This is a genomic window from Thermophilibacter sp. ZX-H3 (assembly GCF_052599055.1).
Map to the genome: position 1 here is coordinate 1 of NZ_JBQXES010000003.1, position 25,222 is coordinate 25,222.

A 25,222-nucleotide genomic window follows, 5' to 3' on the forward strand; every position below is an offset into this window, starting at 1 on the left:
ACGTTCACGGCGATGAGGACGGCGACGACCTCCGCGATGAGCTTCCCGAGCCTCGAGCCCGAGGCCCCGCGGGCGCTGACGGGCTCGGCCGCCGCGGGCCGCGGCGCCCGGCGCGACCGGCGCCCGCCCGCCGGCGGCCCGTCGATGGAGGGGGCGTCGTAGTCGTGCCCCCGCGTGGTGGGCGCCTGGTAGTTGTCCTCGCGCTTGTGGGGCTGGCCGCCCGGCTCGCCGTGCGGCGCGTACTCGACGGGCTCCGCCTGGGGCCCCGGCTCGCCCGCCCCCTCGTACGGGCGGTCGTCGAAGACGTCCCCCTCGTCAGCCAGCGCGTCCGGGTCATCCCAGGGCAGGACGGGCTCGCCTGCGTTGAAGGGGTCGATCTGGGACTCGTCGCGGCGCGAGAAGCGGAAAGCGGGCATGGGTGCTCCCTCCGTCCGGCGGAAATGCCAGCTCACGGTAAAAACTCAGCTTCCAGTATATTGTTGTCCGGCCAGATGGGTATGCTGAGAAGAACCTGTTGGTCGTTCTAGGGAGTGACTATGGAGCTCTTAGGCTTCGTTCTTCTCGTCCTTGTCGTGTTCTTGATTGTGGGGCTGGTCACGGGCAACCTGTTCTACGTGGTCAAGCAGCAGCACGCCGTGATCATCGAGCGCCTGGGCAAGTTCCACCGCATCGTGGGCGCGGGCTTCCACGCCAAGATTCCGTTCGTGGACCGCAAGGCCGCCACGGTCTCCCTGCGCACGATGAAGAACGGCTTCAACATCGACGTCAAGACGCAGGACAACGTCACCATCGGCCTCGAGGTCTCCGCGCAGTACCACGTGAGCTACGAGACCGGCGCCACCCCGCAGCAGTCCGGCGTCTACAAGAGCTACTACATGCTGCAGCAGCCCGTGGCGCAGATGCGCGACTTCATCACCGACGCGCTGCGCTCGTCGATCCCCGTCTACACGCTCGACGAGGTCTTTGCCAAGAAAGACGACATCGCGCGCGACGTCAACGACACCGTGTCCGAGCAGATGACCGCCTACGGCTTCACGCTCGTCTCCACGCTCATCACCAAGATCGCGCTGCCGGCCGAGGTCGAGGACTCGATGAACCAGATCAACGCCGCCCAGCGCACCAAGGCCGCGGCGCAGGACCTGGCCGAGGCCGACCGCATCCGCCGCGTGACCGAGGCGCAGGCCGAGGCCGAGGCCATGGAGAAGTCCGGCGAGGGCATCGCCAACCAGCGCAAGGCCATCGCCGCCGGCATCTCCGACTCGCTCGCCACGATCCAGGAGACGGGTGTCTCCGCCGCCGAGGCCAACCAGCTCTTCATGTTCACGCAGTGGACCGAGATGATGGGCGAGTTCGCCAAGGCGGGCAAGAGCTCCACCGTGGTGCTGCCGAGCGACTTCACGCAGACCGCGGGCATGTTCGAGCAGATGCTCGCCGCCGGGCAGGCGAACGAGGGCTCCAAGGTTCCGCCGGCGGCCCCGCAGAAGTAGCCCCCGCGCCCACACGATCCGCTTCGGGCGGGCTCCGGTCGTTCCCCTCGGGGGCCTCCGGGCCCGCCTCTCTCGTCTAGCGGGCGTCCCGGCCCAGCACGGCGGCGGGGAGCTCGCGCAGGCTTCCCAGCACGGCGGCGCACCGCTCGACGACCTCGGGGGTGGGGGTGGCCCACTCGGGCACGAGGTAGGTGGCCATGCCCGCGGCGCAGGCGGCAAGCGCCCCGTTGACCGAGTCCTCCACGGCCGCGCAGCGGGCGGGGCCGAGGCCAAGCCGGCTGGCGGCCTCGAGGTAGATGTCGGGCGCCGGCTTGGCGCGCCCGATCTGGTCTCCGAAGGTCATGGACGAGAAGAACGGCGTCATCCCAAAGCGGTCCATGAGGGGCAGCGCGTGCTCGCGGGCGGTGGAGGTGGCCAGCGCGAGCGTCATGCCGGCCTCCGCGAGCGCCCGGAGCGCGTCGAGCGCGCCCTCGCAGGGCTCGAGGCTCTGCTCGCGGATGGCGAAGTAGAGCTCGTGCTGGTGCGAGAAGAGCCGGTCGGTGAGGGCCGGGTCGCCGAACTCGGCGTCGACCATCGCGTGGGCGTCGGGCATGCTGCAGCCGACGAAGGCGTCCCAGATGCGCTCGGGGACCTCGATTCCGAGGTCGGACGCCGCGCGCCGCCATGCCGTCTGGCTCACGCGCTCGGTGTCGACGAGCGTTCCGTCCATGTCGAAAATGACCGCCTGGGGCGTCTGCATAGGGTTCCTCTCGCCTGAGCCTCGTCCGACGCCGCATTGTAGCGCAGGGACGGGTGAGACGGGGGGCGTGAGACAGAGGGGACGGGTGAGACAAAGGGGACGGGTTCATTTGTCTCATTGGGGTACATGAGACAAATGAACCCGTCCCCTTTGTCTCACCCGTCCCCTCTGTCTCACGCCCCCCGTCTCACCAGGCTAGAGCGCGTCGGCGCGCAGCGCCTCCACGAGGTTCATCGCGTGCGTCTTCCTGAGCGCGTAGATGGCGCTTGCGGCGAGGACGGCCACCACCAGGGCAAACGCCATGGCGATGTGCGCCCAGGGCACCGCGGGCGTGATCCCGCTCACGGAGAGCGACATCGCCTGCCACAGGAAGAGCTCCACGACGAGCGAGAGCAAGGCGCCGAGCGCGAGCCCGCGCAGCGCGTAATCGGCGCACTCCACGAGGATCATCCGCCGGAACGCGCGCTCGCCCATGCCGGCGGAGCGCAGCGCGGCGAACTCGCGCGCGCGCAGCATCATGCCCGAGGCGATGGTGTTGAAGACGTTGGCCACCGCGATGAGGGCGAGAATGGCGGCGAAGCAGTACAGGAAGACGCGCACCGTGAACGACACCGCGCGGGCGTCGCGCTGGACGGCGGCGAGGTTGGTGGTCCCGAGCGACTCCACGCCGGGCAGGCCGGTCGCGACGTCGGTCATCCCCCTCAGCGCCTGGGAGGCGTCGGCACCCTCGGCGAGGCGCGCGTAGAAGTTCGCCCAGGTCGTCTGGCGACCCTGGCGGAGCGCGTCGAGGGCGCTCGCGGACGCGCGGACCGCCCGGGCGGGCATCACGAGCGTGGGGAACTGCGCGCGCATCTGCGCCGCCGCCACGGGAAAGTCCCTCCCGAGGTCGTCGGGGACCACGGTCGTGGGAACCTCCGCGACGACGCTCGCGACCTCGCTCACGGGGAGCTCGATACCCTCGGCGCCGTCCGACTCCGAGAGCGGCGGGTAGTAGGCGCTCGCCTCGTCGATCCCCCAGGAGACGAGGGGGTCGTCATAGCCCTCCCTGCCCTCGAGGACGAGGAGCTCGACGGTGCCCGTCGTTCCGGCGGCCAGCGCCTGGCGCGTGCCGTAGCGAACCCCGTCGTTCACGTCCACGGTTCCGACGAGCAGGGCGGAGAGGCGCGCGGGGTCGGCCGCCTCGGGGGAGACGTGCCCTGCCTCCGCGAGCGCGCGCCAGGTGGCGTCGTCGACGAGGTGCACGTTCGCGGTGGCGATCCCGTCCGCGGCGACGGCGAGGCTGCCCGCGAGCTCCCCGCCCGCGTCCGCGGACGCGTTCCAGCCGAGAAGCCCTCCCGAGAGGCGCACGGTCGTCGACGACTCGCAGACGTAGGCGGCGCCCTCGACGCCGTCGAGCGCGGCGATTCCCTCGAGCACCTCGTCCGCCCCGTCGAGGACTGCGGAGCGCTCGGGGGCCTCCAGTGCGTCGGACTCGTCGGCGGCCACGAGCTCGAGGTCGAAGCCGGTCACGGTGAAGGGGCTCGCGCCCGACGCGCCCGAGAGCATGTCTCCCGTCACGCCCGCCGTCACGAGCAGCGCCACCGAGACGGCGAGGGAGACCACGGCCACGCGCGCCTTGCCCGCGCTGGCGGCGAGCGTGCGCCGCGCGAGAAACGCCGGGACGCCGCCGAGGCGCGCTGCGAGCCCGCGCGGCCTGCTGCCGTCCTCCGAGAAGTCGTCCATGGCACGGCGACGGCGCGAGAAGGCGCGGCGCAGCCGCCTGCCCGGCCGGACGTCGCGCGAGCCGCGGATGGCGTCGACGGCGGAGACGCGTCCCGCGCGGAGCGCCGGCACCGCGGCGCTCACGAGCAGCGTCGCGGAGGCGAGAAGCACCGTGAGCCAGAGGCACCACGGGCGCACGACGAGCGTCACGGCGGTGTCGGTTCCCACGATGCGCGCCCAGCCGGTGCCGGTGACGGCGAAGGCGGCCGCGGCGCCCGCGATTCCGAGCGCCACGCCGAGCGGTATACCCACGAGCCCGAGCGCCCCCGCCTCCACGAGGACGGCGCCCCTCAGCTGGCGCCGTGAGGCGCCGAGCGAGGAGAGCAGGCCGAACTGGCGCGTGCGCTCCGAGACGGAGATGGTGAAGGCGTTCGAGATGAGGCTCACGGCGGCGACGACGATCACCGTCGCGAGCGTGGCCGCGAACATGCCGAGGCTGTCGAAGACGCGCCGGTCTCCCGTGAGCCCCTCGTAGGCGAGAAGGCCGCCGTTCAGGACCGTGGGCCGTGCGCCCGCGGCGGGGCGCACGGTATTCACGAGGGAGGTGAGCTCCTCGTGGCTCGCACAGCTTGTCGAGAAGTACGCGTCGGTGCGCGTCGAGGCGGCGCCGCCCGTGTCGCCCGCGCTCACGTAGGCCACGGTGCCCGGGAGTGACCAGTCGGGCTCGACGAACCCGACGACGGTGTAGGAGCGCGGCGCGGAGACGCCATCGAGGGTCTCGGCGATCTGGACGGGCTCGACGTTGGGGGTGCCGTCGGGGTCGGTCCCCTCGATGACGCTCTGGTACATCACTCCGGTCTCCGCGCCGACCTCCTGGCTGGTGCCGTCCTCGAAGTGGGCGACGCGCCTGCCGAGGGAGAGCGTGACCGTGGAGCCCACCTCGATCGGCCCGTCCGACGACACGCCCGCCTCCGTGCCGGGGAGCTCCGAGGCGCCCTCGGCGAGCTCAGCCCCCATGAGGCCGGAGTCAAGGGCGATCTCGCCGTCTCGCTCGGGAAGTCGTCCCTCCGCGACGGCGGGGGAGGGCAGGACCTCGTAGTTGAGGTCGCCCCTGGCGCGGGCCGTGCCGCCCTGCTCCTCGGGGAGCGTCAGCACCGAGAGGTAGGTGCCCCGGCGCTCCGCGTCCTCGGCGGAGAAGGACGCGGCCCCGAGGTCCCGTCGAAGGGCGAGCCGGTCGAGCAGATCGCCGGCGGCGTCGCGCAGGGCCTGGAGCTCGCCGTCGTCGGTCTCCCTGAACTCCACCTGCCAGACGCCGCCGCTCTCGCGGCTCTGGTTGGCGAGGCCGTTCTGGAGGCTCGTCACGCTCGTGAGCACGGCCATGAGCAGTCCCGTGGCGAGCGCGATGCCCGCCACGGTGACGGCGGTCCGCACCCGGTTGGCCGCGAGCGAGCGCAGCGTGTACCTCACGAACACGGACCGTGCGAAGGGGACGCGTGCAAAGGGGACAGGCACTTTTGCACGGTCCCGTGCAAAAGTGCCTGTCCCCTTTGCACGCGTCCCCTTCGCACGGTCCCCCTCCGCATGCCTTGCGGGCAGGTGCTTGGCCGCCATGGCTACCTCACCCTCGTGTCGGAGGCGATGCGACCGTCCTCGAGCGCGATCACGCGGTCGGCGGAGAGGGCGATGTCCTCGTCGTGCGTGATCACGACGAGCGTCTGGCCGAGGTCCCGGTTGGACGCGCGCAGGAGCGCCATGATCTCTGCGGAGTTGCGGGAGTCGAGGTTGCCGGTCGGCTCGTCGGCGAGCACGACCGCCGGCGCGTTCATGAGCGCGCGACCGATGGCCACGCGCTGCTGCTGGCCGCCCGAGAGCTGGTTGGGGAGGTGGTGCTCGCGTCCCTTGAGCCCGAGCGCGCGGAGCATCCCCTCGAGGCGCCCCTCGTTCACCGCGCGCCCGTCCATGAGGACCGGAAGGCACATGTTCTCCACCACGTCCAGCACGGGGACGAGGTTGTAGAACTGGTACACGAGGCCCACCTCGCGCCGGCGGAAGACCGCGAGCTGCTCGTCCGTGCGCCGGAAGACGTCCTCCCCGTTCAGGAGCACCGTGCCGGACGTGGGCCGGTCCACGCCGCCCATCATGTGCAGCAGGGTCGACTTGCCCGAGCCCGAGCTCCCGATGATGGCCACGAACTCGCCGGCGGCGACGGAGAAGCTCACGTCGTCGAGGGCGGTGACGGCCGTGTCGCCGCTCCCGTATGTCTTGGTGAGGTGCTCCACCTGCAGGATGTCCATCGTCCCTCCTCGGTTCCTTCTCGGTTGACCCTATGATGGCAGAGGATCCCGGCGCCGCGATGACGCGCGCGTGACGGATTCGTCACCCGGCCGTGCGAGGGGGACAGCGTGCAAAGGGGACAGTCACTTTTGCACACAAGCACCTGTGCAAAAGTGACTGTCCCCTTTGCACGCTGTCCCCTTTGCACGCCTTGCACGCCGCTCGCGTCACACCGTTGCCCTGAAGAAGACGATGTCGAAGCGCGCCCCGCCGCCGGGCGCGTTACCGGCGCGGATGGAGCCGCCCTGCGCCGCCACGAGGCTGCGCGCCAGCGCGAGGCCGATGCCCACGCCGGCGGGGTCGACCTCGGAGCCGGCCGCCGCGGCCGCCGCGCCCGGCGCGGGGGCGCCGCGATAGAAGCGCTCGAACACGTGCGGGAGGTCGCGCTCGGGGATGCCGGGGCCCGTGTCCTCGACGCGCAGGCGGAAGGCGAGCGCGTCCTCCGTGCAGCTCACGCGCACCTCGCCGCCGGAGGGCGTGTGCTCGAGGCAGTTCTTGAGGACGTTCTCGAGCGCCTCGGCGGTCCAGGCGAGGTCCCCCTCGAAGCCGGCGCCCGGGCGCACGTCGCGCACGAGCGCCACGTCCGCGAGGTCGAAGGCAACGGCGAGCGGCTCGGCGGCGCGCCTGACGAGCTCCGCGCCGTCCACGCGGGTCCGTGCGAGCCTCACCACGCCCGCGTCGATGCGGGCGAGCTTGAGCAGGGACGAGACGAGCCACTCCACGCGGTCCTCGAGCCGCTCCATCGTGCGCAGCCGCGCGACCTCCGCCTCGTGCCCGCCCGCAGCGGCAAGCCGGCCGCGCACGAGCGACGTCATGAGGCCGAGCGAGGTGAGCGGGGTCTTGAGCTGGTGGGATACGTCGGCCAGCGCGTCGGCAAGCGCGTTCTTCTCGCGCTCGAGGTCCTCGGCGGCGAGGGTGAGCCTGCTCGTCATCTTGTCGAGCTCGGAGGCGAGGATCGCGAGCTCGCCCTCGCGCATGCGCTCGAAGCTCACGTCGCGCCCGCCGTGCAGCGCCTCGTCCACCTGCTCCGCGAGCCGGGCGAGCGCACGGTAGCGGGCCCTGGTCGCGAGGAGCAGGACGACGAGCAGCGCCGCCGTCGCGCACCCGACGCAGGCCGCCGCGCCGGCGCCCGCGACGAGCCAGGACGCGAACGCGCATGCAGCCCCCACGGCGAGGAACGCCGCGACGGTCCGGAACACCTCGCGGTTCCTGCCGATCACGCGGCGCCCTCCCCGCCGGCCCGGTACCCCAGGCCGCGGACGGTGACGATGAGCTGCGGGTCGGACGGGTCGTCCTCGAGCTTGTCGCGCAGGCGCTTGATGTAGACGGAGAGCGTGTTCTCCTCCACGTAGGCGCCCGCGTCGTCCCAGAGCGCCTCGCGCATCATGCCGCGCGTGACCAGCCGGCCCGCGTTCTTGGCAAAGAGGAGCAGCAGCCGGTACTCGAGCGCGGAGAGCGTGACCTCCTGGCCGTCCAGCTCAACGTGCGCGCGGTCGGGGTCGATGCTCACCCGGCCGAGGCGCAGCACCGTCCGCTCGGGGTGCGCGCGGCGGATGGCGGCGTGGATGCGGGCCACGAGCTCGCGCGGGCGGAAGGGCTTGGCAACGTAGTCGTCCGCCCCCATGGAGAGGCCCGTCACGGTGTTGAGCTCGTCGTCCGCGGCGGTGAGGAAGATCACCGGCACGTCCGGCGTCGCGGTCTTGATGGCGTTGCAGACGGCAAATCCGTTGCCCTCCGCGAGCGTGAGGTCCACGAGGGCGAGGGCGTAGCCCGCGCCGGGCCGGCAAGCGAGCTCGACGGCTCCCGCCTGGGTGGGGGAGGAGTCGACGACGAAGCCCTCGTTGGCCAGAAGCTCCGAGAGGCCCTCCACGATGAGCTGGTCGTCCTCCGCGAGAAGTATGCGCTGCATGGCACTCCCTTCGTCCCCTCCGAGTATAGGGTGGCGACGCTGCGTCCTCGCATGACGGTTTCGTCACGTTCCGCCGCGCCGCCGCCGTGCCACTGGCGTCAGGTTTATTTGGCACGATTTGTGTCGTGCCAAATAAACCTGACGCCAGTGGCACGGCGGCGGCGCGGCGGAACGCTGGAACGACGATGCGACCGTCCGTGAACGGTATGTTTCCTGCCGGTTAGCGGTCGGAAACTATGTGGGAATCGTGGAGGCCGCCCAGATGTTGTACGCGCAACATGTCCGGGGTTCCTGCAAGCGTAAGGGGGAAACATGAACGGAATCGTCATCGTGCTCGTCGCGGCCGTGGTCCTGGTCGCCGGGTACCTGCTCTACGGCCGCTGGCTCGCGCGCACGTGGGGCATCGACGCCGAGGCCATCACGCCCGCGCGTCGCATGGAGGACGGGAAGAACTTCTCGCCCGCCTCGTGCTTCACGGCCTTCTCGCACCAGTTCAGCTCCATCTGCGGCGCCGGCCCCGTCACGGGCACCATCGCCGCGATGATGTTCGGCTGGCTGCCGGTGCTGCTGTGGGTCCTCGTGGGCGGCATCTTCTTCGGCGCCGTGCACGACTTCGGCGCGCTCTACGCCTCGATGCGCAACAACGGCAAGTCGCTCGCCCAGCTCATCGAGAAGTACATCGGCCACACCGGCCGCCGTCTGTTCCTGATCTTCTCCTGGCTCTTCACGATCATCGTGATCGCCGCCTTCGTCGACATGGTCGCGGGCACGTTCAAGGCGACCTTCGACGCCGCGGGCGCCGTCGACGCCGCCGTCTCCTATGCGGGCGGCGCGGCCGGCACCATCTCGATCCTCTTCACCTTCGTGGCCATCGCCTTCGGCTGGATCAACCGCCGCTTCGGCCTCACCGGGTGGAAGGAGCTCCTGCTCGCCGTGGTCCTCTTCGTGGCGATGTTCGCCGTGGGCATGCAGTTCCCGGTCTACCTGGACAAGAACGGCTGGTTCGCCGTCATCATGGTCTACCTGCTCTTTGCCGCGGCCATGCCCATCCAGACGCTCAAGCAGCCGCGTGACTACCTCACCTCCATCATGATGCTCGTCATGATCGTGTGCGCCGTCATCGGCGTCTTCGTGCTCGGCGCGGGCGGCCAGGCCACCATGACCGCCCCGATGGTCGCCGACCTCGACGCCCTCGCGGCCAAGGGCAGCTACGTCTTCCCGCTGCTCTTCGTCTCCGTTGCGTGCGGCGCGCTCTCCGGCTTCCACAGCCTCGTCTCCACCAACACCTCCTCCAAGCAGGTGTCGAGCGAGAAGGACGCGCTGCCCGTGGGCTACGGCGCCATGGTGCTCGAGTCCTTCGTGGGCGTGCTCGCCATCGTCTTCGCGGCGATCATGTTCTCCGACCTCAACACCGCCGGCACGGGCCTGCTCAACAACGGCGCCGCGGCGACCCCGTTCCAGATCTTCTCGCAGGGCGTCGCGCGCGGCATGACGGCCTTCGGCGTGGACTCCACGCTCGCCACCGTCTTCATGACGATGTGCGTCTCCGCGCTCGCGCTCACGTCCGTCGACGCCGTGGCGCGCATCGGCCGCCTCTCCTTCCAGGAGTTCTTCGCCAAGAGCAACGACGCGGCCGAGGAGGCCGGCGCGGGCGCCGAGGGCGCGGCCAAGTTCTTCTCCAACACCTGGGTGGCCACCGTGCTCACGCTGGCGCTGGGCCTCGCCCTCGCCTTCGGCGGCTACAACAACATCTGGCCGCTCTTCGGCGCGTCCAACCAGCTGCTCGGCGGCATGACGATGATCATGCTCGCGGTCTTCTGCAAGTGCACCGGCCGCAAGGGCTTCATGCTCTACGTGCCCGTTGCCTTCCTGCTGGTGAGCACCTTCACATCGCTCGTCCAGAGCATCATCGGCTGCGTGAGCGCGCTCTCCGCGAGCGGCGCGGCCGTGATCGCCACCTCGGGCCTGCAGCTCGTCTTCGCGATCCTGCTCGTGGTGCTCGGCCTCATCGTGGCATACAACTGCCTGCGCGAGCTCTTCACCAAGAGCGCGGGCTCCCTGCCCGACGAGGAGCCCGAGTGGTCCGAGCTCGGCCGGAGGAACTGCGGCGAGTAGCGCCCGTCGCTCGCCCTCCCGTGGCCCCGTCGTCCCTGGGACGGCGGGGCCTTTCTCGTGGCGGCCTCGGCTCTGTTCCCGCCCCTGGCCCCGTTGCGCCGCGGGGTCCAGCGCAAGGCCGCGAGGCGGCGGATTCGCACGGGGCCGGGCCCTGCCGCGCTGCGGGATCCGGGGTCGTGGCAGCCCGCGGCGGGGGAGCGCTGCGGGATTCGGGGTCGTGGCAGCGACTGCCCTGCCATGAGCCCGGATTCCGCAACGGAGGCCGAGAGAGCCGCAGGTCGCCGTTCTTCTCGCCTGCCATAACCCCCAACGGCGCAACGCCGCGGGCCGAGGAATTGCCACGACCCCCGATTCCGCAGCGGCCGGGCGACCGCAGGGCGAGAGGGGCCCGCGACCGCCGGGCGAGAAGGGCCCGCGGCCCCAGGCCCTTCTCGCCGCGCGCGGGCGCTACTGGATTCCGGGGACGCTCGGGATTGTGGCGAAGCCGTCCTCGAGCTCCTCGTCGGTGGGCACGTGGTCCTCTATCTCGCCGCGGTTGAACTTGTCGTAGGCGACCATGTCAAAGTATCCCGTGCCCGTGAGGCCAAAGAGGATGGTCTTGGCCTCGCCGGTCTCGCGGCACCTCTCGGCCTCGCGCATGGCGGCGAGGATGGCGTGCGCGCTCTCGGGCGCCGGCAGGATCGTCTCCAGCTTGGCGAACCTCTCGCCCGCCTCGAAGACGTCGGTCTGGCGCACCGCCACCGCCTCGAGGTAGCCGTCGTGCTTGAGCTTGGACACGATCGGGCTCATGCCGTGGTAGCGCAGACCGCCCGCGTGGTCGGGGCTGGGGATGAAGCCGTTTCCGAGCGTGTACATCTTGCACAGCGGGCAGGTCTGGCCCGTGTCCGCGAAGTCGTAGGCGTAGCGGCCGCGCGTGAGCGAGGGGCAGCTCGCGGGCTCCACCGCGACGAAGCGCGTGTCGGGGCGCTCGCCGCGCAGCTTGTCGCGCATGAAGGGGGCGATGAGGCCGCCGAGGTTGGAGCCGCCGCCCGCGCAGCCGATCACGATGTCGGGGTACTCGCCGATCGCGCGCAGCGCCTCGTAGCTCTCGAGGCCGATGACGCTCTGATGCAAAACCACCTGGTTGAGGACGCTGCCGAGCTGGTAGCGGCCGCGGTTCTCGGGCACGTGCAGCGCGCGCTCGACGGCCTCGGAGATGGCGGTGCCGAGCGATCCTGTGGAGTCCGGGTGCGCGGCGAGGATGCGCCGGCCCGCCTCGGTCGTCTCGCTGGGAGACGGCGTCACCGTGGCGCCGAAGGTCTCCATGATGTTGCGACGGAACGGCTTCTGCTCGTAGGAGCACCTGACCATGAAGACGTCGAGGTCAAGGCCGTAGTGCGCCGCGGCCTCGGCGAGGGCTGTGCCCCACTGGCCGGCGCCCGTCTCGGTGGTGATGTTGGTGAGGCCCTGCGCGGCGGCGTAGTAGGCCTGCGCGAGCGCGGAGTTCAGCTTGTGCGAGCCGCTCGTGTTGTTGCCCTCGAACTTGTAGTAGATGTGCGCGGGCGTGCCCAGCGCGCGCTCGAGGTTGTACGCGCGGCAGAGCGGGCTCGGCCGGTAGACCTTGTACATCTCGCGCACCGGCTCGGGGATCTCGAAGTAGGCGGTCTCGTCGTCGAGCTCCTGGTCGATCAGGGCGTCGGTGAAGACGGGGGCGAGGTCGGCGTGGGTGGCCACGGCTCCGTTTGGCAGGCGAATGGGCTCGGGCTTCTCGGGCATGTCGGCGCGCAGGTTGTACCAGGCGGTCGGGATCTGCTGCTCGCTGAGGTAGGTGCGGTAGGGGGTGGTGCCGGTCATGACGCGCTCCTTTCGTGGTTGCTCTTCGCGGCGCACAGGAAAAGGGCCCCCGGAACTGAGTCCGAGGGCCCTTATGCATGCGCGAGTGGCCTCGTCAGTCCGAGAGGGGAGTCGTCCTTGTCCACCACCACGCGCGAGCGCCAGCGAGCTGCTGGGCGCCGAGAAGTGCGATGTGCGCGAGGCGGGTCATTGACAGCCTTCCTTTCGGAGACGATTGAGGGCAGCTTACCCGGCCACTGTTTCGCGCGTGTTGCCGGCCGGAAACAAGTCGGTCGCCGCGACGTCGCGCGCGGGGCGGCGCAGGAGGGCCCGGGCGGCGCGCTCGTCGGGGTACGCGCGGGCGAGAAGGACGTGGAACCGCTCGTTGTGGCTGGGCTCCAAAAGGTGCGTGAGCTCATGGGCCACGACGTAGTCCAGGCAGGCGGGCGGGTAGGCGGCAAGCCGGACGTTGACGCGGATGCGCCCCGTCCTGGGCGTGCAGGAGCCCCAGCGCGTGGACATCGCGCGCAGCTGCCAGCCGGAGGCGCGGGCGCCCACGGCCGCCTCCATGCGCGCGACGACCTTAGGCAGGCGGCGGGCGAGCTCGGAGCGGTAGACCTCGTCGGGGGCGGCGCCGTCGGGCAGCGGGACGAGCCGGCCCCAGAGGGGGATGAGCCCGTCTTCGGGCGTGGCCTCGGCAGCATGTGCCAGGCGCCGGGCGACGTGCCGGCGGAGCCACTCGGCGTGCCCGTCGAGGAAGCGCTGGGCCTCGGCGAGCGTGACGCGCGGCGGGACAGAGAGGTGCGCGGTGCCGTCCGCGTGCACGCGCAGGTTGAGCCGGCGCACGCGCCTGCGCTCGACCTCGACGGCAACGCCGTGCGGTCCGCCCGCGAGAAGCGTCCGCTTTGTCAGGTTCCTCTCCATGCGGGCATTGTAGCGTGCCCGGACGTGTGCGGTCCCATGACAGATGAACCTGTCGCCTCTGCCAGCCCTTCCTTCGCCGAGCTTAATTGCTATTTATTTTGTGGCATTTATGGGGAGGGAGGGAAACGAGGCCCCGGAGCACGTAGGCTCGAGAGAGGAACACGAGAAGGGAGACGGACCATGTCCAGCAATGACATTCGGGTGACGCACGGCGACGTCGCCGCAACGACGAGCCCCGAGGCCCAGGCGGAGGTCGAGCGCGCCCGCCTCGAGCTCATGGCGGAGCTCTGCTCCCTCGGATCCACGATGACGTCCGCGATGGACGCCGCCCCGGGCTTCGTCCCCTGCGGGCACGCCTTCGGGGAGCTCGTCGAGGGCCTCTGCGCCGCGACGGACTCCGATGACGAGCGCGCGCTCGCGGCTGCCGGGGCGTCCGCGCGCGTCCGCGCCGAGCACGTGAGCGAGCACCGCGGCGTCGCGCTGGGCGCGGCGGTGTTTCCCATGCTCGACGACGCGCGCGCCGCGCTGCTGTTCGCCACGATCCGAGGCATCGCCGCGGACGCCCGGCGCGCGGCGCGCGTCGGGAGGTCGGATGACGGCGTCAACGCGCTTCTCGCCAACGCGCTCTCGGCGCTCGGGGCCGGGACGGTCGACGACGACCTCCTGGTCAGGGCCGGCCGTGCGGCGTATGCCGCCGGGGCGCTCGTGGGCACGGCCCGCTAGCGGGGCGAGGAGGGGGCGCGGCCCCCTCCCATCACCAAGGTGACGGTGAGGGTCGCCCCGGCGAGGCGGGCGGAGAGGGACATCCCCTGGGCCTCGGCGAGCTTCGCGGCGACGGAGAGGCCGAGGCCCGATCCCGCCGTGGCGCGCGAGGCGTCGGCCTGGTAGAACCGCTCGAAGAGGCGGTCGGCGTCGATGGCGGAGGGGTCGGGCACGGGGTTCGAGAAGTCCACGGCGACGCCGTCCTTCTCGCCCCCTGGCGCCCCCGCCGCCCGCGCGCGCACCGAGAGCGGGCCGGAGCCGTGCCGCAGGGCGTTGGCCACGAGGTTCTCCACGATGCGCGAGAGCGCCTCGGCGTCGGCCTCCACCATGACGTCCCCGCAGGCCAGCTCGGGCTCCCAGCCGCGCCTCTCGAACTCGGGGTAGTGGCCCAGAAGGACCTGCTCGAGCACCGGGCGCAGGGCGACCGGCCCCAGCTCGAGCGGGGTGTCGGGGTCTGTCGCGCGGGCGTACGAGAAGAGCTCGTCCAGAAGGCCCGACATCGCCGCCAGCCGCGCATCGGCGGCGGCGAGCTGCGCGTCCCTGCGCGCCGGGTCCGCCTCCCCGAGCGCGAGCTGCAGGTAGCCGCGCGCGCCCGTGAGCGGCGTCCTGACATCGTGGCTGAGCGCGGTGAGCCCGCGCGAGAACTCGTCCGCCGCGCGCAGGGCCCCCACGCGCTCGGCGTCGGCTGCGTCGATCTCGGCGTTCACGGCGTCGACCATGCCGACCGTGCCCGGCAGGCGGCTCCCGCAGGTCAGCCGCGCGTTGCTCAGGCGCTCGCGCCGGGCGAGGAAGCGCGCCTGGCGCCCGAGCTCGGTGGCGTAGCAGGCGAGGGCGAGGGCCGCGCCGATCGCCAGGCCGAGCGCGAGCATCGCCACGAGCAGGAGTCCCTCAGCCATGTGGAGCCTTTCGCAGAGGTCGAGCCACCCGTCCATGGTAGGGCTCGCGAGCAGCCACCGCGCCGCGGAGCGCAGCCAGCGGTAGAGCGGCTCGAGGAGCGCGTCGTGCGTCACGCGAGGTCACGCCTCGCGCCAACGAGGGTGCCGAGCGCGCCGCACGCGAGGCAGAGCGGGACGCAGACGATGAGCGCGCGAACGGCCGGGGCGAAGCCGGTGGCGTCCGCGGCGAGCATGTCCGCGGCGCCGTTACCCACTGCGGCCGTGGTGACGTAGGGCATCCAGGCGATGGCGGCCCCGAGCGCCGGGGCCCATCCCAGGCCGAGCGCGTCGCTCACAAGCAGGAGGAAGCTGAAGAACCCCTGTTCCACGGCACCCGAGAGCAGCAGGAACGCGACGATAAAGGCAATTGCTCGGCTGCGCGTGAGCTGCCCGACGAGAAGGACGAGAAGCGCGTAGGCGCACCCCGCGAGCCAGCCCTCGCCCGCCCAGGCGGCGACCTGCCAGAGCGGCTCGACGTCTGCCACGGGGCGCATGGTCACGAGGACGCCGAGTCCGGCGAACACGAGGTAGGCAAGCAGCAGTGCGCCCGTGAGGAGCGCCGCGAGCAGGCACTTCTCGGCGTAGTATGCCGCCCGGCCGCGAAGGGACGACAGGAGCGCACGGTCGAAGCCGGCGTCGGAGTCCGCGCAGGAGAGGTGGGCCGCCACGAAGGGGGCGATGGTCGAGACGAGCATGACGGAGGTCCCGCGCCCGGCGAGGCGCAGGGCGCCCGCGCGCCCGGTGAGGCCGTCGTAGACGACGCCGGGCTCGAGCGGCCACCAGACGGTGAGGACGGCGGACCCCAGGGTGGCGAGCGCGACGAGGGCGAGCGCGACCCACGGCCAGCGGGAGCGCGCCGTGCGGTGGAGGTCCGACCTGAGCAGCGCCATCACGCGGCATCCCTCCTCGAGACGAGCAGCGCGTCGGCGGCGACGGTGGCCACGGCGGCCGGCAGGCAGACGATGAGCGCGCGAACGGCAGGTGCCAGGTGCACCGCGTTGTCGGCGGAGAGCATGGCCCGCGCGCCGGCGCCGACCGCGGACGCGATCTCCGCGGGCATCCACGGGCCCACGGCGGCCGTCACCGCGAGGAACTCTCCGCCGAGGAGCGCATACAGAAAGTCGACCCCTATGAGCAGGCCGCCCTCGATCAGTCCTCCTGCGCTGAGCACGGCAAACACCGTGGTCACGCCCTCGCCGCGCGTGAGATGGGCCACGAGCACCGCGAGCACGACGTAAGGTGCGGCGCAGAGCCACATGCAGCCGAGCCAGGCCGCCACCTGCCACGCGGGCTCGGGGTCTGCCACCGGGACCCCGGAGACCGGCAGGGCGAGGAGCCCCACCACGAAGGCGAACGCGATCAGGGCGGCGGCAAGCGCCAGCGAGAGGACGCACTTCTCGGCGAACCAGAGCATGCGGGCGCGCTCGCAGAGGGACGAGAGGATCGACCGCGCGAAACCGATGTCGGTCCGGTCGCAGCACACGATGGCCGCCATGGCCGCGGCGAGCATCTGGATGCCGCCCATGGAGAGCGCGGAGCCCGTGAGGTCGTCGTAGCGGACGGGCCCCATGCCGGTCCAGCGCATCATGACGGCCGGCGCGAGCAGGAGAAGCGCCACGATGGCGGCCGCGCCCCAGATCCAGCGCGAGCGCAGGACGCGGTAGGCGTCCGAGCGGAGCAGGGCGATCATCGGGCCCCACCGTCCCCCGCGCGCGAAGGCGCCCGTCCCCTTTCCACGCCCATGAGCTCGACGAAGCACTCCTCGATGTCGCGCTCCTGCCGGGCGAGCTCGCGGACCTCGACGCCGGACGAGAAGCACGCGGAGCTGACCTCGTCGAGCGCGGCGCCGGTCACCACGATCGCGCCGTCGGGCTCCGCGCGGAAGGCCGCCCGCGGGAGCGCCTGCTCGAGCAGGGCGAGGCCGCGCTCGGGGGCGGCCAGGCGCACGCGCACCGAGCTGCCGCAGCGCTCGTGGAGCTCCTCGTCGGTGAGCTCGGCCGCGAGGCGGCCGCCCGCGATGACGCCGAAGCGCGTGGCCACGCGGTCGAGCTGGTCGAGCACGTGGGAGGAGATCATGACCGTGACGCCGCGCTCGCGGTTGAGGCGCGCGAGCGCGAGGCGCATGTCGCGCGTGGCCTCCGGGTCGAGGCCGTTGAAGGGCTCGTCCAGGAGCAGCAGGTCGGGGCTGCCCACGAGCGCGAGCGCCAGGCCCAGGCGCTGCCTCATGCCGAGCGAGTAGGCCTTCACGCGGCGGCGGTCCGCGGGGTCCAGCCCCACGAGGCAGAGCAGGTCGTCCGCCACCCGCCCCGCGCGCGTCATGCCGAGCGCGAGCGCCTTGGCGACGAGGTTGTCGCGCGCCGTGAGGCTTGCGAGCACGCCCGGGCTCTCGATGAGGGCGCCGATGCGCGAGAAGCCCTGCGGCGTGGCGCCGCCGCGCTCCGGGTCGCCGAAGAGGACGACCTCGCCCGCCGTGGGGCGCGCCAGGCCGCAGATCATCTTCATCGTGGTCGACTTGCCGGAGCCGTTCTTGCCCACGAGGCCGTAGATGTCGCCGGCGGCGACGGTCATGTCCAGGTTGTCCACGGCCAGCTTGCGACGGTAGCGCTTGGTGAGGCCGTGCGTCTCGATGACGTTCACGCGAGCTCCTTTCTAGAGGCTGCCTCCCAGTCTGGCAGGCGGGCCTTTAGAAACCATGAGCCAAATCTAAAGAAACCTTGAGGGTGAGACAAAGGGGACGGGTTCATTTGTCTCATTGGGATACATGAGACAAATGAACCCGTCCCCTTTGTCTCACGCGAGCTTGAAGCCCATACCCCAGACGGTCTTGACGTAGTCGTCCGTGCCCGACTCACGGAGCTTGGAGCGGATGTTGGACACGTGCACCGCGACCGTGGAGTCGTCGCCGGCGAAGGGCTCGCCCCACGCCAGCTCGAAGAGCTCCGCCTTCGAGAGCACGCGGTTCGGCCTGCGGACGAGCGCCTCGAGGATGTTGAACTCGATCCTGGTGAGCGAGACGGCGCCGCCGCGCCCGTCGCCCTCGCCGGGGGCCACCGCGAGCGTGCGGGCCTCCGGGTCGAGCCCCCAGCGGCGCCAGCGCAGCGTCCTGCCGTCCGCGGCGGGCGTCCCGCGATGGCGCAGCTGGACCTCCACGCGCGCGGCGAGCTCGTCGAGGTCGAAGGGCTTGGTCAGGTAGTCGTCCGCGCCGAGGCGCAGGAGGTCAACCCTGTCGGCCGCCGTCGTGCGGGCGGAGATCACCACGACGGGCGTCCCGGCGCCGTTGGAGCGGATGAGGCCGACGAGCTCCTCGCCGGTGGCGCCGGGCAGCATGAGGTCGCAGACCACGACGTCGAAGCCGCCGTCCTTCTCGCCCGCCGCGCCCAGCAGGAGGCGCGCCTCGGACCCGGAGAACGCCTGGGTCACGGCGTGGCCGTCGCGCGAGAGCCTCGTCGCCACCACGTCGTTGATCGCCGCGTCGTCCTCTATGACCAGCACCCGTGCCATGCGCCTGACTCCTCTCGACCGCCCCATTGTGCCAAATCCTCGGGCGGGGGAGCGGCGGCGGGACGCGCCGGCCCCCGCGACCGGGCGTGACGCCAGACCCACCGATCGTGCGGGCGGGTCTGAGGGGCGGGCGGTTTGGGTACCATGAATGGATCCGCGACCATTCCGGAGGAACCACATGCTCGAGCTCAACGACATCTGCAAGCGCTACGTCACGGCCGGCTTCACGCAGGTCGCGCTCGACCACGTCTCCGTGGCCTTCCGCGACAGCGAGTTCGTGGCGGTGCTCGGCCCCTCCGGCTCCGGCAAGACCACGATGCTCAACATCGTGGGCGGCCTCGACCACTTCGACGAGGGCGACCTCGTCATCGACGGCATCTCCACCCGCAGGTACAAGGACCGCGACTGGGACACCTACCGCAACAACCGCATCGGCTTCGTGTTCCAGAGCTACAACCTCATCCCGCACCAGACCATCCTCGCGAACGTCGAGCTCGCGCTCACGCTCTCGGGCGTGGGGCGCGCAGAGCGCCGCCGCCGCGCGCTGGACGCCCTCGCGCGCGTGGGCCTCGCCGACCACGTGAACAAGCGCCCGAGCCAGCTCTCCGGCGGCCAGATGCAGCGCGTGGCCATCGCGCGCGCCCTCATCAACGACCCGGAGATCCTGCTCGCGGACGAGCCCACGGGCGCCCTCGACTCGGCCACCTCCGTGCAGGTCATGGACCTCCTCAAGGAGGTCGCGCAGGACCGCCTGGTCATCATGGTCACGCACAATCCCGAGCTCGCGCACCAGTACGCGACGCGCATCGTCGAGCTCGCCGACGGCCGCATCACCGCGGACTCCGACCCCTTTGACCCGGCCACGGCCCCGCGCCGCGAGGCCAAGCGGGCCCGCCGCACCTCCATGAGCTTCCTCACCGCGCTCGGCCTCTCCTTCAACAACCTCATGACCAAGAAGGGCCGCACCATCATGACGGCCTTCGCGGGATCGATCGGCATCATCGGCATCGCGGCCATCCTCGCCCTGGCAAACGGCGTCAACGAGTACATCGCGCGCGTGGAGGAGGACACGCTCTCCAGCTACCCGCTCACCATCAGCAAGCAGAGCATGGACATCTCGGGCATGCTCTCGGAGGACGCGGGCTCGGGCGACGGCGGCGCCGCGCCCGAGGAGGGCGAGGGGGACGGCGAGAAGGACGCCGACGGGCAGATCCCCGAGTTCATGATGCTTACGGACATGTTCGCCTCCGTTGGCTCCAACGACCTCTCCGGTCTCAAGTCCTACCTCGAGACCAACCCTGAGGGCCTTGACGAGGACGTCAACGCCATCCAGTACGACTACGGCCTCACGCCGCTCGTCTACAAGGCGGACACCTCGGGGGGAGCGGTCCAGCTCAACCCCAACGCGCTCTCCACGGCCATGACCGGCGGCGCGTCCGGAACCGCCACGGCGGGCATGTCCACCGGCGGGATGTCGGTCTTCAACGAGATGATCGACGACCAGGAGCTCCTCGAGTCCCAGTACGACGTCGTGGCCGGACGCTGGGCCACCGCGGCCGACGAGTGCGTGCTCGTGCTCACCCAGAGCGGCCGCATCAGCGACTACACGCTCTACGGAATCGGCGTGCTCGACCCTGCCGAGCTCACGAAGATGGTGAGCTCCGCGATGAGCGGCACGGCGGGCGACAATACGGTAGAGCGGGAGGACGTCGACTTCACCTACGACGACGCGCTCGGACTCTCCTTCAAGGTGATCGCCCCCACGGACGCCTATCGGAGAAACGAGGAGACCGGCGGCTGGACGAACATGTCCTCCGACGCGCAGTTCATGGCCAGCGCCGTGGACAACGGGCTCGACCTGCACGTCGTGGGCGTGGTGCGCCCCAACGAGTCCTCCGACGCCAAGGCGCTCTCCGCCGGCATCGCCTACACCCCCGAGCTCACGCTCGAGCTGATGGACCGCGCCGCGAGCTCGCAGATCGTCCAGCAGCAGCTGGCGGACCCCGAGGTCGACGTCTTCACGGGCAAGTCCTTCGACACGCTCCAGGAGGAGGCGCGCCAGGGCGTGGACCTGGAGAGCCTCTTCACGGTGGACGAGGACAAGCTGCGCTCCGCCTTCTCCTTCGACACCTCCGGCCTCGCGGCGGGCTTCGACCCCTCGGGGCTCGACCTCTCGGGCCTCTCGGTCGACCTCTCGGGCGTGGCGGACTCCGTCGACGTGGAGTCGCTCGTCGCGGGCGTGCCCGCGCCGGACTTCTCGTCCATCCTCGACCAGGAGCTCGCCGACCCCGCGCTCACCACGGAGCAGCTCGAGGAGGTCACGACCCTCGGCGGCCAGCTCGCGCAGGACTTCGTCGCGTGGTGGGGCCAGAACGCCGGCGCCCTCGACCCCGAGGACCCCGAGCTCGCCCAGAAGGTGGCCGGGTACTTCGAGCAGTACCTCGCGACCGAGAACGCGCAGGCGATCCTCACCCAGATCGACGCCGTGGCCGGCCCCGCCGTCCGCGAGCGCGTGGAGGAGATCGTGCGCGCCTATGTGACGAACGACCTCGCCCCCTATCTCCAGGGCTTCATGCAGAGCATGTCCGCGCAGATCGGCTCCGCCATCTCGTCCCAGCTCCAGGCGGCCATGACCGAGGTGCTCTCCCAGTACGCGAGCCAGGCCGCCGCGAGCCTCTCCAACCTCCAGGAAGCGTTCTCGGTGGACGTGGACGCGCTCGCGAGCGCGGTGCAGTTCAACATGGACGCCGAGGACCTCACCTCGCTCATGGAGAGCTACGCCAACGCGAGCCAGCTCACCTACGACAACAACCTCCAGACGCTCGGCTATGCCACGCCGGACGACCCGGCCGCCATCCAGATCTACCCCAGGGACTTCGAGGCCAAGGAGCGCGTGGTGGGCATCATCGACGCCTACAACGAGCAGCAGCGCGCGGCCGGAAACGACGACGCCGTCATCACCTACACCGACTACATGGGCGTCATCATGGGCAGCGTCACCGACATCGTGAGCATGATCTCGCTCGTGCTCATCGCCTTCGTGAGCATCTCGCTCGTGGTGAGCTCCATCATGATCGGCATCATCACCTACATCTCCGTCCTCGAGCGCAAGAAGGAGATCGGCATCCTGCGCGCCATCGGCGCCTCCAAGGGCAACGTCGCGAGCGTGTTCAACGCCGAGACCTTCATCGAGGGTCTCATCTCGGGCCTCTTCGCCATCGCCGCGGTGGTGGCCGTCTCGGTCCCGGTGAACGCCTGGGTGCTCGCGGACTACAACGTGGAAAACATCATGAGCCTGCCCTGGACCTCGGCCGCCGTGCTCGTGTGCATATCGGTCGTGCTGACCCTCGTGGCGGGCCTCATCCCGAGCTCCGCCGCCAGCCGCCGCGACCCGGTGGAGGCCCTCAGGAGCGAGTGATGGAGAGCGCGCTGACAGGGACGATGCTGACAAAGGTGACAGGGCCAACTGTCAGGAAGCACTTCCTGACAGTTGGCCCTGTCACCTTTGTCAGCATCGCCGGAGCGGTATGCGCGGCGGCGGGGGAGGCGCGATGAGCGCGTTTTCCCGGGGCATAGGCAGGGCGATACGGTCCTCGCTCGGGCGCTTCCTCGCAATCATGGGGATCGTGGCCCTGGGCTGCGGCTTTTTCGCCGGCATGCGCATGGGTGGCCCGGGCATGCGCGCCGCGGCGGACGCTTACTACGACGACGCGGCGCTCTGGGACCTGCGCGTCGTTTCGACCCAGGGGCTTGGCGAGAAGGACGTCGAGCGCCTGGCGCAGGCGGAGGGCGTCTCCGACGCGGTCGGCTCGACCTCCGTCGACGTCATGGCGCGAATCGGGTCCGAGCAGGTCGCCGCGCGCGTCTCCACTCTGCCGGCCGAGTACCTGGGCGGCTCGTCCGAGCCGGACGTCAACCGCCTCGTCCTGCGCGACGGCCGGTGGCCGAGCGAGGCGGGGGAGTGCGTGGCCTCGGCGGACAACCCGGCGCTTGCCGTCGAGCCCGGCGATGTGGTCGAGGTGCTCCGCGAGGCTGGCGACGCGGGGGTCCTCGTGACCGAGGAGCTCACCGTCGTGGGGACCGTGAGCTCCTCGACGTATCCCTATACGGTGACCTTCGGCTCGACCACGCTCGGGTCCGGCATGATCGACCAGTACCTCTACGTTCCGGCGTCGACCTTCTCCGAGGACGCCCCCTACACCGAGGCGTACCTGCGCGTGGCGGGCGCCGAGGACGAGGGGAGCGGGTCCGCCGCGTACGAGGCCGTGGTTGGCGCGGTCGCCGACGGGATCGAGGGCGACGCGCCCGCGTTCGCCGCGTCCCGGCTCGACGACGTCCGCGCCGACGCCCAGGGACGGGTCGACGAGGCCCGGGCGGACTACGAGGCCGAGCGCGCGTCCGCCGAGGCAGAGCTCTCCGACGGGCGCGCGGAGCTCGACGAGGCGCTGTCCCAGATCGAGTCGGGCGAGGCGCAGCTCGCCGACGGGGAGGCGGACCTCGCCGCCGCGCGCTCCGAGCTGGAGGCGAGCCGGGCCGAGGCCGACTCCCAGCTCTCCTCCGCCCGCGACCAGCTCGACGCCGCGCAGTCAGCGCTCGACGCCCAGGTGGCGGAGCTCGACGCGCGGGCGGGCGAGGCCGAGGCGGCCCGCGCGGCGTACGACCAGGGGCTCGAGGTCCTTCTCGCCAGCCTCTCCGAGCAGGGGCTCGACGCCGCCGACCTCGACGGCGCGCTCAGCGCCCTCGAGGCGGCCCGCGGCGAGCTCTCCTCCGCCCGCGAGGCCGTCGCCGCCCTCGTCGCGCAGCTCGAGGCCGCCCAGGAGGAGGCCGGGGCCGCGGGAGGGGATCTCCCCGCCGAGCAGCTCGGGCAGCTCGAGGCCGCGCGGGCGCAGCTCTCACAGATCGACGCCCAGGCGCAGTCGCTCGAGTCCGCCTCGGCGAGCGCCTCGGAGCTCGCCTCCGCGCGAGACGCCGTCAGCGCCTACGACGCCGGGCGCGCCCAGGCGGCGGACGCGCAGGCAGAGATTGACGCCGGGCGAGGCGAGCTCGCCGCCCGCGAGCGCGAGGCCGCCTCCCGGCTTGCCGCCGCCCAGGCGCAGATCGACGCCTCCGCCTCCGAGCTCACCTCGGCTCGCTCCGAGCTCGACGCGGCGCGCGGCTCCTACGAGGAGGGCCTCGCCGCCTGGGAGGAGGCGCGCGCGGAGGCCGACGGGCGCCTCGCCGAGGCCGCGTCCCAGATCGACGACGCGCAGGCCGAGGTGGACGCGCTCGAGCCCGGCGACATCTACGTGCTCGACCGCACCCAGAACGAGGGCACAGCCTCCTATCAGGGCGACTCCGAGCGCATGGACAAGATCGCCACCGTCTTCCCGCTCATGTTCTTCCTCGTCGCCGCGCTGGTGTCGCTCACCACGATGACGCGCATGGTGGAGGACGAGCGCGGGGTCATCGGCACCCTCAAGGCGCTCGGGTACGGGACGGCGCGCATCGCCTCGCGCTACCTCGCCTATGCCGGGCTCGCCGCCACGGCGGGGGCCGCCATCGGCATCCTCGCCCTCTCGCAGGTCCTCCCGCTCGTGGTGATGTCGGCCTACCAGATCATCTACGCCGTCCCGCTGCCGAGCCTCCCGCTGGCGGTCGACCCCGCCGTGGCGCTCGCCTCGGCCGGCCTGGGCGTGGGCGTGACGCTCGCCGCAACGTGGGCCGCCGTCGAGGCGAGCCTGCTCGATTCCCCGGCCGCCCTCATGCTCCCGCGCTCGCCCAAGCCGGGAAGGCGCATCCTGCTCGAGCGCGTCCGGCCGCTCTGGCGGCGCCTCTCGTTCCTCCGCAAGGTCACGGCGAGAAACCTCTTCCGCTACAAGCGCCGCCTGCTCATGACCGTCATCGGCATCTCGGGGTGCACCGCGCTGCTGCTCGTGGGCTTCGGCCTGCACGACGCGATCTGGGACATCATCGACAACCAGTTCGGCCCCATCGTGCGCTACGACACGGCCGTGAGCCTGGACGACGGCGCCACCGCCGAGGAGGCGGACGCCGTCGCGGCCCGCCTCGTCGCGGACGGGCGCGCCACCGACCTCGCCCACGCCGCCACGGTCAACCTCCAGCTCTCGTCCCCCTCCTCCGAAGGGGCGGTCTCCGCCCAGGTCATCATCCCCGAGGACGCCTCGTCGCTCGAGGACGCCATCAGCCTCCACGACCGCCTGTCCGGGGAGGGGGTCCCGCTCGAGGGGGAGGGCCTCGTCCTCGCCGAGAAGACCGCCACCAAGCTCGGCGTGTCCGTCGGCGACGAGGTGGTGCTCAGGGGCCAGGACGCCGTCGGCAACGCGGTGGGCGAGGGGTGTGCCCTCACGGTCGCCGGCGTGGTGGAGAACTACGTGGGGAGCCTCGCCTACCTGGCGCCCGAGGCGTGGGGCACGTTCCGCGCGGCCGGCGTGGTCGATGACGAGGAGCCGTCCTTCTCGACCATCTACGCCACGACCGACGACGATCCCGCCTATCGCGCGGGCCTCGCCGACGACCTCGCCGAGGCGGGGCCGGTCTCCACGGTGGCCTTCGTGGACGAAACGGTGGAGATGTACCGCGACATGCTCTCCGCCGTGGACATGATCGTCGTGGTGCTCATCGTGTCGGCGGCGGCGCTCGCCTTCATCGTGCTCTACAACCTCGCGAACATCAACGTGGACGAGCGCGTCCGCGAGATCGCCACCCTCAAGGTCCTCGGGTTCAGGAGGGGCGAGGTGGCCGCCTACGTCTTCCGCGAGATCCTCGTGCTCGCCCTCATGGGCGACGTGCTCGGCCTCGCGCTCGGGACCTGGCTCGAGGGCTTCGTCATCGTGACGGCCGAGGTCGACCTCGTGATGTTCGGTCGCGTCATCCACCCCGCGAGCTATGCCTGCGCGTTCGTGCTGACGCTCGTCTTCGCGGGCCTCGTGATGCTCACCATGCGCCGCAAGCTCGACCGCGTGGACATGGTGGAGAGCCTCAAGTCCGTGGACTAAGTGAGACA

At 71.3% G+C, this 25,222-nt stretch carries 18 protein-coding genes; 5 read left to right on the forward strand and 13 right to left on the reverse strand.

All coding sequences use genetic code 11. The annotated features are described in order from the left end of the window. Positions 1-416: hypothetical protein (locus tag ACULPM_RS01760; RefSeq protein ID WP_445332307.1), on the reverse strand; the 416-nt coding region annotated here is incomplete at its 3' end. Between the two features lie 120 nt (positions 417-536). Between ACULPM_RS01760 and ACULPM_RS01765 the strand changes: the two genes are divergently transcribed. Next, positions 537-1,487, forward strand: coding sequence for an SPFH domain-containing protein (locus ACULPM_RS01765; protein ID WP_167930239.1), 951 nt, complete (start codon positions 537-539; stop codon positions 1,485-1,487). A 76-nt stretch (positions 1,488-1,563) separates the two neighbouring features. Here ACULPM_RS01765 and ACULPM_RS01770 read toward each other — a convergent pair whose 3' ends face one another. The 5 genes from ACULPM_RS01770 to ACULPM_RS01790 form a co-directional block, all read right to left on the reverse strand. Beyond that, entirely contained in the window at positions 1,564-2,226 is a 663-nt protein-coding gene (locus tag ACULPM_RS01770) for an HAD family hydrolase (protein WP_445331969.1), read from the reverse strand. 195 nt (positions 2,227-2,421) lie between these two features. Continuing rightward, entirely contained in the window at positions 2,422-5,394 is a 2,973-nt protein-coding gene (locus ACULPM_RS01775) for an ABC transporter permease (RefSeq protein WP_445331319.1), read from the reverse strand. Between the two features lie 146 nt (positions 5,395-5,540). Continuing rightward, positions 5,541-6,221, reverse strand: a complete 681-nt coding sequence (locus ACULPM_RS01780) for an ABC transporter ATP-binding protein (protein WP_445331318.1) — start codon at positions 6,219-6,221, stop codon at positions 5,541-5,543. Between the two features lie 207 nt (positions 6,222-6,428). Then, the gene (locus ACULPM_RS01785; protein WP_445331317.1) at positions 6,429-7,481 is read right to left on the reverse strand and encodes a sensor histidine kinase; all 1,053 of its coding nucleotides are present in this window, start codon (positions 7,479-7,481) and stop codon (positions 6,429-6,431) included. Further along, positions 7,478-8,170 carry a response regulator transcription factor gene (locus tag ACULPM_RS01790; RefSeq protein ID WP_445331316.1) on the reverse strand — a complete coding sequence of 231 codons (693 nt, stop codon included), beginning with the start codon at positions 8,168-8,170 and terminating at the stop codon, positions 7,478-7,480. The genes ACULPM_RS01785 and ACULPM_RS01790 overlap by 4 nt, the downstream gene beginning before the upstream one ends. Positions 8,171-8,482: 312 nt before the next feature. Here ACULPM_RS01790 and ACULPM_RS01795 point away from each other — a divergent pair, with 312 nt between their 5' ends. After that, positions 8,483-10,285: a carbon starvation CstA family protein gene (locus ACULPM_RS01795; protein ID WP_445331315.1), complete on the forward strand. Its 1,803-nt coding sequence runs from the start codon at positions 8,483-8,485 to the stop codon at positions 10,283-10,285. Positions 10,286-10,732: 447 nt separating this feature from the next. Here the strand turns inward: ACULPM_RS01795 and ACULPM_RS01800 are convergent, their stop codons facing one another. Then, the gene (locus ACULPM_RS01800; RefSeq protein ID WP_445331314.1) at positions 10,733-12,118 is read right to left on the reverse strand and encodes a TrpB-like pyridoxal phosphate-dependent enzyme; all 1,386 of its coding nucleotides are present in this window, start codon (positions 12,116-12,118) and stop codon (positions 10,733-10,735) included. Between the two features lie 225 nt (positions 12,119-12,343). Beyond that, the gene (locus ACULPM_RS01805) at positions 12,344-13,021 is read right to left on the reverse strand and encodes a M48 family metallopeptidase (protein ID WP_445331313.1); all 678 of its coding nucleotides are present in this window, start codon (positions 13,019-13,021) and stop codon (positions 12,344-12,346) included. Between the two features lie 180 nt (positions 13,022-13,201). Here ACULPM_RS01805 and ACULPM_RS01810 point away from each other — a divergent pair, with 180 nt between their 5' ends. Beyond that, positions 13,202-13,744, forward strand: a complete 543-nt coding sequence (locus tag ACULPM_RS01810) for a hypothetical protein (RefSeq protein ID WP_445331312.1) — start codon at positions 13,202-13,204, stop codon at positions 13,742-13,744. Here ACULPM_RS01810 and ACULPM_RS01815 read toward each other — a convergent pair. The 5 genes from ACULPM_RS01815 to ACULPM_RS01835 all read right to left on the reverse strand — a co-directional run bounded on the left by ACULPM_RS01815 (position 13,741) and on the right by ACULPM_RS01835 (position 18,219). After that, the gene (locus ACULPM_RS01815; protein WP_445331311.1) at positions 13,741-14,793 is read right to left on the reverse strand and encodes a sensor histidine kinase; all 1,053 of its coding nucleotides are present in this window, start codon (positions 14,791-14,793) and stop codon (positions 13,741-13,743) included. The genes ACULPM_RS01810 and ACULPM_RS01815 overlap by 4 nt on opposite strands. Beyond that, positions 14,790-15,608, reverse strand: a complete 819-nt coding sequence (locus ACULPM_RS01820) for a hypothetical protein (protein ID WP_445331310.1) — start codon at positions 15,606-15,608, stop codon at positions 14,790-14,792. The genes ACULPM_RS01815 and ACULPM_RS01820 overlap by 4 nt, the downstream gene beginning before the upstream one ends. Further along, complete coding sequence (locus ACULPM_RS01825; protein WP_445331309.1) at positions 15,608-16,408, reverse strand: hypothetical protein; 801 nt, start codon at positions 16,406-16,408, stop codon at positions 15,608-15,610. Before ACULPM_RS01825 ends, ACULPM_RS01820 begins: the two co-directional genes overlap by 1 nt. Further along, complete coding sequence (locus ACULPM_RS01830; RefSeq protein WP_445331308.1) at positions 16,405-17,355, reverse strand: ABC transporter ATP-binding protein; 951 nt, start codon at positions 17,353-17,355, stop codon at positions 16,405-16,407. The genes ACULPM_RS01825 and ACULPM_RS01830 overlap by 4 nt, the downstream gene beginning before the upstream one ends. Before the next feature lie 153 nt (positions 17,356-17,508). After that, positions 17,509-18,219 (reverse strand): response regulator transcription factor, encoded by a 711-nt coding sequence (locus tag ACULPM_RS01835; protein WP_445331307.1) that lies wholly within the window; start codon positions 18,217-18,219, stop codon positions 17,509-17,511. 178 nt (positions 18,220-18,397) lie between these two features. Here ACULPM_RS01835 and ACULPM_RS01840 point away from each other — a divergent pair, with 178 nt between their 5' ends. Then, a complete protein-coding gene (locus tag ACULPM_RS01840; protein WP_445331306.1) occupies positions 18,398-21,637 on the forward strand; it encodes an ABC transporter ATP-binding protein/permease in 3,240 nt (1,079 codons plus the stop codon). Between the two features lie 133 nt (positions 21,638-21,770). Beyond that, the gene (locus tag ACULPM_RS01845; RefSeq protein WP_445331305.1) at positions 21,771-25,214 is read left to right on the forward strand and encodes an FtsX-like permease family protein; all 3,444 of its coding nucleotides are present in this window, start codon (positions 21,771-21,773) and stop codon (positions 25,212-25,214) included. Positions 25,215-25,222: the final 8 nt, after the last annotated feature.